The organism is Allobosea sp. OK403 (genome assembly GCF_900113835.1).
Lineage (GTDB): Bacteria > Pseudomonadota > Alphaproteobacteria > Rhizobiales > Beijerinckiaceae > Allobosea.
Window position 1 is genome coordinate 69,416 of record NZ_FOQV01000012.1, and the last position, 13,357, is coordinate 82,772.

Annotated in this window: 13 protein-coding genes; 2 read left to right on the forward strand and 11 right to left on the reverse strand. The window is 65.3% G+C overall.

Going from position 1 to position 13,357, the window contains the following annotated elements; all coding sequences use genetic code 11:
* Positions 1-88: 88 nt before the first annotated feature.
* The 4 genes from BMZ97_RS26415 to BMZ97_RS26430 form a co-directional block, all read right to left on the reverse strand.
* Positions 89-3,547 (reverse strand): AAA family ATPase, encoded by a 3,459-nt coding sequence (locus tag BMZ97_RS26415; RefSeq protein WP_092177012.1) that lies wholly within the window; start codon positions 3,545-3,547, stop codon positions 89-91.
* Positions 3,547-4,764 (reverse strand): metallophosphoesterase family protein, encoded by a 1,218-nt coding sequence (locus BMZ97_RS26420; protein ID WP_348272133.1) that lies wholly within the window; start codon positions 4,762-4,764, stop codon positions 3,547-3,549. The genes BMZ97_RS26415 and BMZ97_RS26420 overlap by 1 nt, the downstream gene beginning before the upstream one ends.
* Before the next feature lie 405 nt (positions 4,765-5,169).
* Positions 5,170-5,814: a YdeI/OmpD-associated family protein gene (locus BMZ97_RS26425; RefSeq protein WP_244546604.1), complete on the reverse strand. Its 645-nt coding sequence runs from the start codon at positions 5,812-5,814 to the stop codon at positions 5,170-5,172.
* Between the two features lie 142 nt (positions 5,815-5,956).
* Complete coding sequence (locus BMZ97_RS26430; protein ID WP_092177021.1) at positions 5,957-6,361, reverse strand: VOC family protein; 405 nt, start codon at positions 6,359-6,361, stop codon at positions 5,957-5,959.
* Between the two features lie 101 nt (positions 6,362-6,462).
* Between BMZ97_RS26430 and BMZ97_RS26435 the strand changes: the two genes are divergently transcribed.
* Complete coding sequence (locus BMZ97_RS26435; RefSeq protein WP_092177024.1) at positions 6,463-7,107, forward strand: TetR/AcrR family transcriptional regulator; 645 nt, start codon at positions 6,463-6,465, stop codon at positions 7,105-7,107.
* 452 nt (positions 7,108-7,559) lie between these two features.
* Here BMZ97_RS26435 and BMZ97_RS26440 read toward each other — a convergent pair whose 3' ends face one another.
* Both BMZ97_RS26440 and BMZ97_RS26445 read right to left on the reverse strand, forming a co-directional pair.
* Positions 7,560-8,555, reverse strand: a complete 996-nt coding sequence (locus BMZ97_RS26440; RefSeq protein WP_092177027.1) for an aldo/keto reductase — start codon at positions 8,553-8,555, stop codon at positions 7,560-7,562.
* A gap of 61 nt (positions 8,556-8,616) precedes the next feature.
* The gene (locus BMZ97_RS26445; protein ID WP_244546605.1) at positions 8,617-9,207 is read right to left on the reverse strand and encodes a flavodoxin; all 591 of its coding nucleotides are present in this window, start codon (positions 9,205-9,207) and stop codon (positions 8,617-8,619) included.
* A 107-nt stretch (positions 9,208-9,314) separates the two neighbouring features.
* Here BMZ97_RS26445 and BMZ97_RS26450 point away from each other — a divergent pair, with 107 nt between their 5' ends.
* Complete coding sequence (locus BMZ97_RS26450; RefSeq protein ID WP_092177032.1) at positions 9,315-10,208, forward strand: LysR family transcriptional regulator; 894 nt, start codon at positions 9,315-9,317, stop codon at positions 10,206-10,208.
* On the opposite strand, the gene BMZ97_RS26455 is transcribed toward BMZ97_RS26450, so the two are convergent.
* The 5 genes from BMZ97_RS26455 to BMZ97_RS26475 form a co-directional block, all read right to left on the reverse strand.
* A complete protein-coding gene (locus BMZ97_RS26455; RefSeq protein WP_244546606.1) occupies positions 10,196-10,834 on the reverse strand; it encodes an alpha/beta hydrolase in 639 nt (212 codons plus the stop codon). The two genes, BMZ97_RS26450 and BMZ97_RS26455, sit on opposite strands and share 13 nt — an antisense overlap.
* A gap of 367 nt (positions 10,835-11,201) precedes the next feature.
* Positions 11,202-11,927, reverse strand: a complete 726-nt coding sequence (locus BMZ97_RS26460) for a DUF4405 domain-containing protein (RefSeq protein ID WP_092177035.1) — start codon at positions 11,925-11,927, stop codon at positions 11,202-11,204.
* Between the two features lie 17 nt (positions 11,928-11,944).
* A complete protein-coding gene (locus tag BMZ97_RS26465) occupies positions 11,945-12,427 on the reverse strand; it encodes a cytochrome P460 family protein (protein ID WP_092177038.1) in 483 nt (160 codons plus the stop codon).
* A gap of 13 nt (positions 12,428-12,440) precedes the next feature.
* Complete coding sequence (locus tag BMZ97_RS26470) at positions 12,441-12,911, reverse strand: (R)-mandelonitrile lyase (protein WP_092177192.1); 471 nt, start codon at positions 12,909-12,911, stop codon at positions 12,441-12,443.
* 8 nt (positions 12,912-12,919) lie between these two features.
* A complete protein-coding gene (locus BMZ97_RS26475) occupies positions 12,920-13,336 on the reverse strand; it encodes a carboxymuconolactone decarboxylase family protein (RefSeq protein ID WP_092177040.1) in 417 nt (138 codons plus the stop codon).
* Positions 13,337-13,357: the final 21 nt, after the last annotated feature.

Below are 13,357 nucleotides of genomic sequence, written 5' to 3' on the forward strand. Positions count from 1 at the left end.
GCGTCGTCTGGCAGGAGCAGCTTATCGGGTGTCCGGACAAGACGCTCCGCCAAGTCGGCCTCTGGGCTGCCTCCTGCACGCTTCTCCCTCACGCAGGCAATTCGTGCACGGTGATGGCGGGGCAGATCCCGCGGGCAATGTTGATCAGGTGGCGGTGATGCGTCGCCACGATGACCTGTCCGGTTTTGGCCATCTCGGCGAGGAGACGGCAGGCCTCCTCGGAGCGGAAATCGTCGAAGGTCTCGAGGATGTCGTCTGCGATGAACGGCAGCGAAGGGCGGGTCTTGGCGAACTCGTGGTAGCCGGCGATGCGCAGCGCCAGATAGAGTTGCGCCCGCGTGCCGGTCGACATGTCCGTGGCGAGTTTCGAGCCGCCCGCGGCCATGACGCCCAAGAGGATTTCCTTGTCGCCGCTGGGCTGGGTCTTGAGGCCGGAATAGGCGCCCTTGGTGATCGTCTGGAAAGCCTCCGAGGCGGATTGCAGCATCGAGGTACGGTGCGTCTCGCGATAGATCTGTAGTGCCTGGTGGGCGGCTGCGATGCCCAATTTCCGGCGCGCGAAGCTGATGGCCTTCTCCTCCAGCTCGACAAGCAATGTCCGGCGCTCCTCATCGAGCCGCGCGACCGCATCATCGCCACCGATCGCCGCGAGCGCGCGATCGGCCTGCATATGCCGGGCGTGGAGTTCGTGAGCTTCGCGATCCTGCCCTTCGAGCCGCGCTGTGAGCATGGCCGCCTCGGTTTCAAGCTGTGATTGATCGAGCTCGGCCAGGATCGCTTCAGCGGCATCCAGCGATTGGGATCGGCAAGCTGCAGTGATGCGTTCGCCCAGGAGTTTCAGCTGGCGCTCAAGGTCGGAGCGACGGTTGGCCTGGTCGATCATGGCGCTGACTTCGAGCAGCGAACCGACGCCGAAGAAAGCGGTCAGGGTCGATGCTTCAGCCTGATGCAGCGCCATCCCTTCCATGGCCTCACGCTGGGCGATCTCGGCCTGGTCGAGGTCGGCTTGCTTGCTGCGGCGCTTCTGGTCGTTCAGGCGCGCGAGCTCAACTCGCCGGCGCAGCCCTGAGGCGAGTTCGAGGGGATCATTGTCGTCTGCGAGGCCAAGCGTGCCGGCGATCGACTGCACGGCCTGGACGAACTGCTCCTGGTCTCGCTCCATGGCCTCGATGCGGTGGCTGAGACTTTCGCGTTCGACCTCCAGGGGCGGAATCTCCGCAAGCAGGGCAAGGATCTGATTGAGCTCGTCAGGTCCGGGCGGGGAGGGCACTTCACCCAGCCAGCAGGACCCGATGGCAGCAGTCCAATCCCGTTCCCACTCGTCATCGACGGCTTGCGCCTCGGCGAGATCGCGCTTGCGCGCGCCGAGCTCAGTCGCATGGGTTTCCACGGCCTTTGCCGCGTTGGCGAGATCGGAACGCTGCTTCTTCTGCTGATCGACGATGGCCTGCAGGCTGAGGAGAAGGCTGTCGAAGGCGACGTCGGACGACGCGGCTCCAGCACTCTTCAAGGCGGATGTCAGCCGCTCGATCTGGGCGGCGGCATCGTCTTGGGCGGCCTGAAGATCGGTCGATGCCGATTTGAGGGCGGCATTGATGTCGAGAACAGATGCGCGACGCGACAGCCAGCGATCGAGTTCGCTCAGGCGCATCTCGGCGGGCAGCCCGATCGCGCTGAGAGCGCCTGCTGTCTCGCGGTCCAGAACCATCTTCAGCTCGAGCGCCCGGCTCTGGAGATCCTCGACCCGCTTCAGCTTGGCTGAGGTTGTCGCCATCGCCTGGACAGCCTGCCGCAGCTCGGCAGCCTGGCTTGTTTGGCGAAGCTGCGCATCCGTGATCGCGTCGTCCTGCCGCAACGCGCTCTCGAAGGCGTCAGCCGTGGCATGGTCCATGGCGTGGCGATGGCCGAGCCAGGCGTCGTCGCGCCTGGTCCGGGCCGCGAGGGCCGCAGTATCGTCGACCAGCCCGGTTGCGACCTTGATCGCGTCTATTTTCGCAGAGAGCTCGATTGCGGTGTTGGTCAGGCTTTCGATCTCAGAGCCATGCGTGACCAGGGCCTGGCGGATCGTTTCAGCCCGGCCACGCCAGTCTTCGATCTGATCTGCCGTCGGCACTCTGACCGCGTTGAGCTGATCGATTTCACCAGACCACGGGCCAAGCTGCGAGACCTGGTCTGCAAGCTTCTCCCGGAGGTCGACGACGATGCGGCGCGCCGATCTTTCGCGGGCGACATGGTCGCTCGCCCGAGCCTGATCGAGAACGAGCTGCAGCCTTGCGACCGACGCCTCATCGGCCTTGGCCGGCCCGAACCCTTCAAGGACCTGTTTGGCCGCGGCAGCCGCCTCGCTGGCACGGATATGCTCTCTCCTCGCGGACTGCAGCCTTTCGCGGATCCCCGATCGCCGATCGATCAAGCCGCGGAGTCTTCCCACGAGCGAGGCCGGCAGCACCAGTTTCGATGGGTCCGCATCCGGTCGGTCGAGCCGTTCGGCGACCTTCTTGAGGCTGCCGGTCATGACGGCGAGTTCTGATTGCCGCTTCGGGATGTCGAGTGCCGCGACGTAGCGCGCCTCGCTGGTATGCAGGGCGTCGATTGCGGGGCCCGCCGCGATGACGGACGGCTCGACCTGAATGCCATCCCGCTCCCCGCGAATCCGCTCCACGCTGGCCGAGGCGATCTCGGATGCGGCCTTGAGGCGGCCATCGGCGGTGATGAGCTCCGGCAAGCGTTCAGCCCAGGCGGCAGGCGGCTGCGGCACCTCAGCCAAGCTCGATAGATCCTGGCGAAGGGCCCTTACGGCTGCCAGATCAGGCAAGGCGGAGAGGTAGCGGTTGATCTCGTCCAGACGGAGCTTCGACGTGCCGCGCTCGGCCAGCGAGGTTTCGTATTTTGCCGCGGCGTCGTCCCTGTCCTGGACAAGCTGGGCATGGGTGGTGGCAAGGACGTTGATCTCGTCCTTCCGGGCTTTCAGCGCATCGAGCCTGGTTTTGAAGCTCGCGAGTTCGGTCGACCGGGCGCGTGCCTTGTGAAAGGCGTCGGCGGTCTCCTGCAGCCTGGTGAGGGTCGAGCCGAAGGCGGCCAGACCGGCGCTGGCGGAGAAGAGCAATTGGCCGAGCTCACCCTGGCTGGCGAGGATGCTCTCGCCGCCGAGGCGCAGCGTCTCCTCATCGAGGCAGAACATCATCCGATAGGCTTCGCGGTTGATGCCGGAGAGGCCGGCGGTCAACACACCCTCATCGATGGCCTGGCCACTCGCATCCCGCAGCCGAGCCCCCCGTTTGACGCGCACCACGTCTCGCGTGCCGCCGGGGAGGTCGAGAGCTGCACCGAGCTGCATGGTGTCGTAGCCGTGCAGGAAGTCGTAGGGCGAGCGCTGGCCAATGCCGAAGAACAGGTCGACAATGGCGGCCGTGAGCGTCGATTTGCCGGCCTCATTGCTGCCGACGATCAGGTGGAAATCAGGCTTGCCGTCCTCGGGGCTGCCGAAGTCGAGCGCATGGTCGGTGAAGCGACCGAAACGGGTCAGATCAAGGCGCCGGATCCGCATCAGGCTCGCGGCTCCCGATCGGCTTCATGCAGATGGGCGATGACGTCGAGCGCGCCATCTCGGGTCAATTGCGCGACGGCCTTCTCGAAGCCGGCCTCATCCTCTCCAAAAATCCTGTGGAGCTCGCGAGGCAATGCGCCCCGAAGCTCCGTGACGATCTCGCTGGCCTGAAGCCGGTAGGCATCCGATTTCAGGACGTCGCTGGAGATGAGCTGCGACAGCTCCGCGACGGCGCTGGCACTGTCGATCGCTGCTCCCAGAGGTTCGGAGCAGTCGGAGCTGACCTTTTCGATCCAGGTCTTGCCGATGATCGCGGCCTGCTGCTCGGCTTCGGCCAGCAGCATCTCGGTGTCCCGGCGCAAGCGCCAGCTGAGGGGCGTTGCGCCGGTGAGCCGGATACGGGCGATCAGATGATCGGATGCCGCGACTTCGCACTCAGCCGCCAGTTTGCGACCGATCGCCCGCATGGCATCCGGCCAGTCCTCGACGCCGGTCAGGTCCACCGTGACGCGCTCGAACTGAGCCGTGCTGGTGCGGTGCTCCTCGATCTGGACGGTGCCGTCATCGTTGACTGTGACGAGGCTGACCGATTTCGCACCGCTCTCGTTGATGTCACGGCCCTGCGGGATGCCGGGCATGACGATGGCGGGCTTGTCGAGATGGACCTGGCGCTTGTGAACATGGCCGAGCGCCCAATAATCGAAGCCGGCCGCGGCGAGGTCGGCGACATTGCAGGGCGCATAACGATCATGGCCTTCGGCGCCGGCGAGGCTGGTGTGCAGCAGCCCGATATTGATCGCGCCGTCGACCGGAGGCTTGAACTTCGGCAGGAGGCTCTCAAGGGCGTGCGGCCGCGGGAAGCTGATCCCGTGAATGACGACGTCCCGGCGGCCTGTCTGACCGGGCAGGGAAATCGCCCCGGCGGAGCCTTTGAAGAATGTCACGCTGTCGGGAAAGACGAGCTCGGCCGTTATCCGGGACATGGCATCATGGTTGCCGCGGATGCCGAAGGTGCGGATGCCCGCTTCATCCAGCCGGCGCAGCTGCGCGGCGATGAAGCCGGCGGTCTTCATGGAGGTCTGGTCGCCATCGTAGAGGTCGCCCGAAATCAGGAGGGCGTCGACCTTCTCGTCCAGGCAGAGATCGACGATTGCGACAAACGCCTTTCGCGTGGCGTTCGCGACCAGATCCGCGAGTTCGGGGTTTCGCAGCGCCAAAGACTTGAGCGGCGCATCGATATGCAGGTCCGCGCAGTGAACGAAGCGAAAGCTGAAAATGACGTTCGGGCTCCCAACCCATCAGGATTCTTGCTGGTCGAGCATACGCGAAAGAAGCCCCTTGGGGAGGGACGGCCGCGCCTTGTCAGCCGGTATCTCGCTCTCGGCGTTAGGGAGCATAGCCACGATGGCTGGACTTGATTTGGCGAGCGGCCCGCGACGCCAGCTGGACCGCTGAATAGCGCCACGACCGGACCCTGACTTTGGAGCTGGACGGGGGGTGAAACCGGGTGCGCGACGGATAGCGGGCCAACGGGGTTGGCTGCGCGCGTTCCCGCCCGCCATGGCGGATTTCCATTCGGATCGCGCTAGCTGAGCGGCCGTCTCCAGTGGCGGCGAAAGCTTTCAGCCGCCCTTCGCATATTTCCAGAACCGGCCCTTGCCCTCGGCGATCCAGGCAAGTGCCTCGTCGATCCGCTTGTCGCGCGTGGCTTCGGTTTTCGCGTCGGCTATCCAGACAATGTATTCTTTCCGGAACGACGCCGACTTGCTCTCGAATATCGTCTTGACCGATGGGGACGCTGCAAGGCGATCGACGAAAGCAGGCGGCGCGACGACGGTCTTGGCGGGCGCGGATGAGGTGCGCGGCGCGACCTTCGCGCCTTGCTCGTTGAGCACCATGGCCTCCCGGATCCAAGCGATAAGCTCTGCGTCGACGGGGAGATCGGCGAGGTTCGTCAACTTCCCCATGAAGCGTTTGGACGCCGGCAAATCGGCGCTTGCCTTGAGCCGCGGGTCGCTCATCAGCGAGCTCTTCCAGAAGGAAAAGGCGCAATGCGACTTGTAGGCGGCAAAAATGCACATCATCTCGCCGCGGTAGTCGAAATGGGGGATTCCCCATTTCAAGGTTTCGACAACGTCGGGGCAGGTCGAGCGGACAACGCCGCGCAGATGCGCCAGGATCGGCCTGGCGAACGCTTCGACGCCTTCGGCATACGCGTCGACCTTGGGTTCTGGACTGGGCATCCCGATTTCGCCTCCTGATCGCATGATCTATGGGTGGTTTCGAAGATCGAGCGCGCCGTGCTCGCGCGTCTTCGTTGAGGATCGGCGCGCCGGGCCAGAGGCTCAGGCTTGCATTGGCGCTTTCGTCCAAATCGATGGAGCCCGGCCGCCTTGGCGCGCTTGGCCGCTATTGCATGGCGGAGGGGTCCATCCACAGAACCTCCCAAACGTTCCCGTCCGGGTCCTCGATGTGGCGGTTGAACATGAAACCGAGGTCCTGGGCAGGATTTGGATCGGCGCGGCCGCCCGCCGCCACGCCTTTTTCGATCGTGGCGTCCACCGCGTCCCTGCTGTCTGCGGTGAGCGCGATGAGCATCTGGCTCTCGCGCCTGGGGTCCCCGATCGGCCGCGCGGTGAACTGTCGGTAGTGCTCGTGGGTCAGCAGCATGACCCCGATCGCGTCCGAGAACATCACGGAGCTGGCTTGGTCGTTCGAGAACTGCGGATTCAGCGTGCCCCCGATCGCAAGATAGAAGCGTGTCGCCGCCGGCAGGTCGCGCACTGGCAGATTGACGAAAATCATCCTACCCATTTGTCTTCTCCGCTCCTTAGGTGCAGTACTAGTCGGTCTAGTACTGCGTCCTTGCCTATCATGTGCGGAACGGAACCGTCTAGTACCGAACTGGGGATGGCATGAAGGTGGATGGCGAAACCCGCTCGGCGCGCAAGGAGCGCGATATCATCCACGCGGCCACCGTGGCGTTTGTGAGCCAGGGCTATGATGGAACGAGCATGGAGGAGATCGCCACCAAGGCCGCCGTCTCCAAACAGACGGTCTACAAGCATTTCGTCGACAAGGAGACGCTCTTTGGCGAGGTCATTCGCGCGTCGGCCGCTCAGGCTACCGAGGCCTTCGATGCGGTCGCCGCGTTGCTGACCGAGGCGGAATTCATGACGGGGGGACTGCAGAAGGTCGCTCGACGCTTCATGTCGATGCTGATGGACGACGAGCGGTTGAAGCTGCGACGCCTCATCATTGCCAATGCCGATCGAATGCCTCAGCTCGGCCGCGACTGGTATGAAAAAGGCTTCGAGCGCATGCTTGCCTCGATGGCGACCTGCTTCCAGCAGCTGACAGACCGGCAGCTGCTTCGGACACCCGACGCATATTTGGCTGCGAGCCATTTCTTTGGAATGTTGCTGTGGATTCCGATGAACGAGGCGATGTTCACGGGTAACACCAATCCGCGCTCCCAAGCCGAGCTTGAACGCCACGCGGACGCGACGGTCGAAACATTCCTCATTGCCTATGGCGAGCCGGCGAAGCCTTCGGCGTAATCAGCCTGCCCCTGAGCAGACTCTCCCCGTGTCGGAGCAGAGACAGCACGGGTCGATGCAATACGCTCTGGCAGAGGCCTGCTTTCGAGCGGAACCCAAATTTTGCTTACGGCGCCTCGCCGGCCTCGGACAAGTCGGCACAGGCAAGCCGGCGTTCAGGCGAATCTCGGCGCGCTGGCCGGTCGGCGGTTAGGCGCGGAGCTGACCGCAGTCCGGCTGTGCGACGACAATTCGGCGCCACAAGCGGGGAGGGGCCGGTCGTGCCCCTTCCGGCTTTCAGGCCGGCTCGCGCCGACGGCGGCGACCCAGCCGTCATTCATCGAGCGACGAAATCTCGATCGAGCGGAAAGATCGGCCGGCGGGCGCGGCGATAGGGCAGTTTGGTCAGGTCCGGGGTGCACAGCGCGCCGCTGTCGCAGACGATCACCTTGGCGGCGATCGGCTCGAAAAGTTTACCGGCCCGTCATTTTGAGCGCAGCCTCCGGCAGTCTTTCGCCTTGGATGGCGATCTTGGAGATCTGTGCGGCTAGGTCGGCGAGATCGTCCTCGGAGAGTTCGAGATCGACCGCGCCGAGGTTTTCCTCAAGGCGATGCAGCTTGGTGGTCCCGGGGATCGGCACGATCCATGGCTGCTGGGCGAGCAGCCACGCGAGAGCCACCTGCGCCGGGGTCGCGTTCTTGCGGTCGGCCACGGTCTGGACGATGCCAACGAGCGCCATATTCGCCTTGCGGGCCTCGACCGAGAAGCGCGGCACCGCATTCCGGAAGTCTCCGGCCTCGAAGTTCGTGTGCTCGTCGATCTTCCCGGTGAGGAAGCCGGCGCCGAGGGGGCTGAACGGCACGAAGCCGATCTGAAGCTCGTCCAGGGTCGGCAGGAGCTCGGCGTCCGGGCCGCGCCAGAACAGCGAGTACTCGCTCTGGACGACCGTCACAGGCTGCACGGCATGGGCACAACGGATCGTGGCGACACCAGCTTCCGACATGCCGAAATGCTTGACCTTGCCGGCGGCGATAAGCTCCTTCACCGCGCCAGCGACGTCCTCGATCGGAACCAGCGGATCGACGCGGTGCTGATATAAGATGTCGATGCGATCCGTGCCTAGGCGCCTTAGGCATGCATCGACGACGCGCTTGATGTGCTCGGGCCGGCTGTTGGTGCCGCCGCGGCGCTCACCAGTCTTCTGGTCGATGTCGAAGCCGAATTTGGTGGCGATTACAACCTCGTCGCGGATGGGGGCAAGCGCCTCGCCGACCAACTGCTCGTTGGCGAACGGGCCGTAGGCTTCGGCCGTATCGAACAGGGTGACGCCACGCTGATGCGCCGCGCGGATCAGCGCGATCATCTCCTGCTTGTCGGCCGGCGGACCGTAGAGGCCGGTCATGCCCATGCAGCCGAGCCCCATTGCTGAGACTTCGAGGCTTGCAGCCCCCAGTTTGCGGGTCTTCATCGTGGTAATCTCCGAAGGGGTGTTCTGGTGGATACGGTGCGGCGGGGCCGCGAAGACAGGATCATGCGGCGCCGAGCCAGTCGGTGACGCAGGACAGCGTCCGGCGCTCTTGTTCGGCCTCGATCGCGAAGGGCGGCGCACGGCGGGCGCCTCTGGTGTGGACCGCCAGCACCGCCGTGCTCGTGCCCAGCCCGTAGCCGCCATGGGTGACGAAGGGCCGGATCGTCTTGCCGGCCCAGTCGTAGGCCTTGACGAAGGAGCGGACCGCTGGAGGTGCCTCTTGTCCCCAAATCGGAAAGCCCAGGGAGACCGTGCGGTAGCGCGCCATGTCGAGGGCGTCGGTCACGAGGGGCGGCTCGAAGCCGGCCTCCGTCTCGAGCCGCGCCTGCTCGACCGTCTGTTCGTAGTCCTCAGGATAGCGGGCGGCCGTGCAGATTTCGACAAAGTCTGCGTTGCGCGCGCGGCGGATCTGGCCAGCGATGACGCAAGTGTTACCTGTCCGCGAGTGATAGGCGACGAGGACATCAGTCGCAGCTCCCTGCCGGGCGACGGCCGAGCGGGAGGACGCGCCGCCTGCGACGGCGGGAAGGATCAGCGGGGCCGCTAGGATCGCCTTGCGCGAGGGACCGGTCATTCCGAAGGATGTCGTCATGCGCTGCCTCACGATCTGTCGATGAGTTCGATGAGGGGTATCTAACGGCTGCGTGTTGTGTTGATTAGACGCCTTAATCGACAAAGCCTCATAAGGCGATCTAACTAATGGCGCATCCGAACTTCAACGATCTCGCCGCCTTCGCGATGGTGGCGCGCGAGCGCAGCTTCACCAGAGCCGGCGCCAAGCTTGGCGTGTCGCAGTCGGCCTTGAGCCAGACGATCAAGGGGCTCGAAGAGCGCCTCAAGCTTCGGCTGCTCACCCGCACGACGCGCAGCGTCGCGCCGACCGAGGCAGGCTTGAGGCTATTGGAGACGGTCGGGCCGCGCTTCGAAGAGATCGAGGCCGAGATCGCCGCGCTTGGCGAATTGCGCGGCAAGGCTGCCGGCACGATCCGCATCACCGCAGGCGAGCACCCGGCGATCTCGGTCCTGCAGCCTGCCCTGAAGCGGTTCCTGCCTGATCATCCCGACATCAAGGTCGAGATCATCGTCGACTACGGCCTAGTCGACATCGTGGCCGCGGGCTACGACGCCGGTGTGCGCATGGGCGAGCAGGTCGCCAAGGACATGATCGCGGTGCGGATCGGGCCGGAGATGCGCATGGCGGTGGTCGGCTCGCCGGGCTATCTCGAACGGCATGGCGTGCCCGTGACGCCGCAAGATCTGACCGCCCATAACTGCATCGCCACCCGCATGCCGACCCATGGCGGCCTCTTCGCGTGGGGACTGGAGAAGGACGGCCACGAGGTCAAGGTCCGCTCGGACGGGCAGCTCGTCTTTAACAACCTCGCCATGCGGCTGAGCTCGGCGCTGGACGGGCTCGGCCTCGCATACATGCCGGAAGATCATGCCATCCCGCATGTCCGAGACGGCCGGTTGGTGCGGGTGCTCGAGGATTGGTGCGCGCCGTTCCCCGGCTATCACCTCTATTATCCGAGCCGCCGGCACTCCTCTTCTGCGTTGTCGGTGCTGATCGACGCGTTGCGCTACCGGGACTGACGCCGCATCCAGAAGCGGATCGCCCCATCGATCCAGCCTATCGCGCTCGTCCCGACGCCGAGGCCAAAACCATGGCCGACGCCAGGATACTCGCGATAGTCGACCTCGGTGCCGAGGCGGCGCAATGCCGCCACGCGCTGGCGCATCGCAGTTGGCGGGGCGATGCCATCCTGGTCACCGACGAGAGCGAAGGTCGGCGATTCGGTGGCCGCATGGTCGGAATGAGCCGTATAGGCCATGACGTCCGCGGCTGGTTTCGGGAGCTCGGGGCCGCCATAGGATGAGACGCCATGGCTGCCGACGGACGCTGCCATGCGGGCGCCAGCCAAGCTACCCCACAGCGAATAGCCGCGCGTGTCCACGTCGAGCCTCGCGGCGTTGCGGAAGACGAAGTCGATCGCCGCAGCCAGATCCTGCGTCGCCACGCCGCTGCCCTTGCCGGCGCGGTCCTTCACGACGAAGGCGCTCAGCCCTGCGTCGCTGACCGCAGCCGCATAGGGGAAACCCTCGTGCACCGAGCCGACATAGGCGAAGCCGCCGCCGGGCGCGATGATGGCAAAGGGCGCGTTCGGCTTGCCGGGCAGGAAGAACAGCCCGGCATGAGCCTTGGGCGGCTCCGCGCGCATCTCGGCCTAGAAGATCTGGCGGCGCTGTTCGGCACCGTCGATCAGGCGGTTGAGGGCGCCGAGCGTCGAGGCGGCGTCGACATGGCTGTGATAGGGGAGCAGGGATCCGAGGGTGTCGGGCCTGGCCTGCAGATCATAGTCCCGGTCGTCCCAGGGCAGCGGTGGGCGAAACCCGTGAAGGCTGGGTGAGAGATCAGATCCTAGTGCTCTCGGCAGTCAGGCGACCACGAGGCTTGTCGGCGCTCGGAGGGGGCTGAGCCACGGCACCCTGAGCGCCGATCACGAGAAGCGGCAAGGCCAGGCAATCCCGCCGAGAAGCGAGGCAGCCGGGCCGGGCTCTCCGCTTTCGTTTGTCGTTTATCGCGTCCTATCCCTGCGGAGCCGGTTCCGTGCGCTCGGCAGCCGTTGTCGGCCGGTTCGTCGACGGCCGACCTCTCTGGACCGGCTGCAGGCCGTAAAAGGTCGCCACCATCACCAGCCCGGCGACTGCAGCGCAGTGGACGAAGAAGCCCGCGACCGAGGCCTCAAAGTCCCACCAGTCCAGCGTCATCTGCATGGAAAGCTTGCCGCCGAGGCCAAGGACAGTGCAGCTCCAGAAGCCGTGAAGCGCGATTCCCAGCGCGACGGCACGCAGCAAAAGCGTTCGCAGCGCGCTCGGCTTCCTGATCCCGAACAGCTTGCGCGCGATGCCCATCAGCATCGGCCAACGCAGCCCGAGATGGATTGAGACGATGATCAGCACCCAGTATGCCGCGAGCGTGTGGATCTGCCGGACAGTGAACCCGCCCCAGGGCGGCAGGAACGGCGACAGCGCGTTCGAGATCAGCACGCTCGTGACCAGCAATGCGAGCATGGCACCGAGCAGTACGACTGTGACTCCGAGATTGACCAGGCTGCGCGGCTCGCGACGCGTCCGAGGGATGCCGCCCCACCATCGCCGGTTGAAGAAGTTGTGGGCGATCAGCAGCAGGAACATTGCCGCCCCGGTGACCTCATGGACGAGGTTGCCGAGCCACCAATAGGCGAAGCCGAGCAGCAGCAGCCCGACGGACAAGCCATCGAGCCAGAGCCGAGACAGAAACAGGCGGTTCACGGCGCGATCTCCCGCGGCTATTCGATCGGCGTTCCGTTGAAGCGAGGAATGCGCGAGCCGGTGAACAGATACTCCGCCCCCGACTGGCTCTGGTGGCAGGACTGGCAGCGGGCGGTGTTCTCGGCGGTGTTGATCGACTTGTCGGGCCAGAACCATTGGAACTGCCAGTCGCCGGTGCGGCGGCGCTCGTCATAGTCGGCGCCCCAGCCCTGGCCCTTCTCCATAACGAAGTAGCGGAAGAGCTTGCCGTCGCGATAGTCGACCAGCACGAAATGCGTGCCCGCCGGCACCGGCTGGCGGTTCTTGACCGCCTCGATCGCGGCGGGCGTCGTCATGATGCGCTCGGTGACGTTGCCACGCCGGACAGTAGTGTAGTGAACCAGCTTGTCGAACTCGGGAAACGTGGCGCGGGTGGGCTCTGCATGGACCTGCCAGCCGACCGTCAGCACGGCGGCCATCGACAGGCTCACCGCTGCGTTCTGGAAGGTGGGGATTTTCATGATTGCGTCGATCCTATCGCCGGTAATGCTCGTCGGAGACAGCTTCCAGCCACTCGACGGTCTTGCCGTCGAGCGCTTCGGATATCGCGACATGGGTCATCCCATTCGTCGCGGACGCGCCGTGCCAGTGCTTCACCCCCGGCGGGATCCAGACGGTGTCGCCGGTGCGGATTTCCTGAACCGGCCCATCCCAGTGCTGCACCAGCCCGACGCCGGTCGTGACGAAAAGAGTCTGGCCGAGCGGATGGGTGTGCCACGCCGTCCGGGCGCCGGGCTCGAAGCTGACGGTGCCGCCGCTGATCCGCGCCGGCGCGGTTCCCTGGAACCGTCCGTCGACACGCACAGTGCCGGTGAAGTTCTGGGCGGGGCCGACGCTTGGCGCCTGCGCGCCGGCACGCTGCACGGTGACGGCCTGCGCGGTCTGGGAGAGCGCGTCGGCTGCGGGCATCAGGCCTGCGACGACGGCGAGGATTTTGGCTGACATCGCGATGCTCACTTGGGTTTGAAGACGTCGCGGGCGATGCCGATCGCGACGATGGCGTTGGGCCAGCCGGCATAGAAGGCGAGCTGTGTGATCGCCTCGACGATCTCCTCCTCCTTGACGCCATTGGTGCGCGCCAGAGCGATGTGCGAGCGCAACTGCTCTGGGTGGTTCTTCGCGATCAGGGCAGCCACGGTGATCAGGCTGCGGTCGCGCTTGGCCAGGCCGGGACGTTCCCAGATGTCGCCGAACAGGACGCTGTCTGTCAGCTCCGCCATTTTGGGCGCGATATCGCCCATCAGTTGCTGGGCACGGGACGGCGGCTTGGACCCAGGCGAATTTGGGCTCTGCGTCTGGGCGCCTGCTGCCGTGACGCCTGCGGCGAAAAGGCCGGCAGCGGCGACGATAGCGCTGATGAGGGTACTCATGGGGGAGGTTGTCCTTATGAA

Excerpts from the sequence above, each read along its gene's own strand:
- BMZ97_RS26455 (WP_244546606.1), bottom strand. The coding sequence starts at position 10,834 with ATGCGCGCGGAGCCGCCCAAGGCTCATGCCGGGCTGTTCTTCCTGCCC.
- BMZ97_RS26475 (WP_092177040.1), bottom strand. The coding sequence starts at position 13,336 with ATGAGTACCCTCATCAGCGCTATCGTCGCCGCTGCCGGCCTTTTCGCC.
- BMZ97_RS26435 (WP_092177024.1), top strand. The coding sequence starts at position 6,463 with ATGAAGGTGGATGGCGAAACCCGCTCGGCGCGCAAGGAGCGCGATATC.
- BMZ97_RS26415 (WP_092177012.1), bottom strand. The coding sequence starts at position 3,547 with ATGCGGATCCGGCGCCTTGATCTGACCCGTTTCGGTCGCTTCACCGAC.
- BMZ97_RS26440 (WP_092177027.1), bottom strand. The coding sequence starts at position 8,555 with ATGAAGACCCGCAAACTGGGGGCTGCAAGCCTCGAAGTCTCAGCAATG.
- BMZ97_RS26445 (WP_244546605.1), bottom strand. The coding sequence starts at position 9,207 with ATGACGACATCCTTCGGAATGACCGGTCCCTCGCGCAAGGCGATCCTA.
- BMZ97_RS26425 (WP_244546604.1), bottom strand. The coding sequence starts at position 5,814 with ATGCGATCAGGAGGCGAAATCGGGATGCCCAGTCCAGAACCCAAGGTC.
- BMZ97_RS26465 (WP_092177038.1), bottom strand. The coding sequence starts at position 12,427 with ATGAAAATCCCCACCTTCCAGAACGCAGCGGTGAGCCTGTCGATGGCC.
- BMZ97_RS26430 (WP_092177021.1), bottom strand. The coding sequence starts at position 6,361 with ATGGGTAGGATGATTTTCGTCAATCTGCCAGTGCGCGACCTGCCGGCG.
- BMZ97_RS26470 (WP_092177192.1), bottom strand. The coding sequence starts at position 12,911 with ATGTCAGCCAAAATCCTCGCCGTCGTCGCAGGCCTGATGCCCGCAGCC.
- BMZ97_RS26450 (WP_092177032.1), top strand. The coding sequence starts at position 9,315 with ATGGCGCATCCGAACTTCAACGATCTCGCCGCCTTCGCGATGGTGGCG.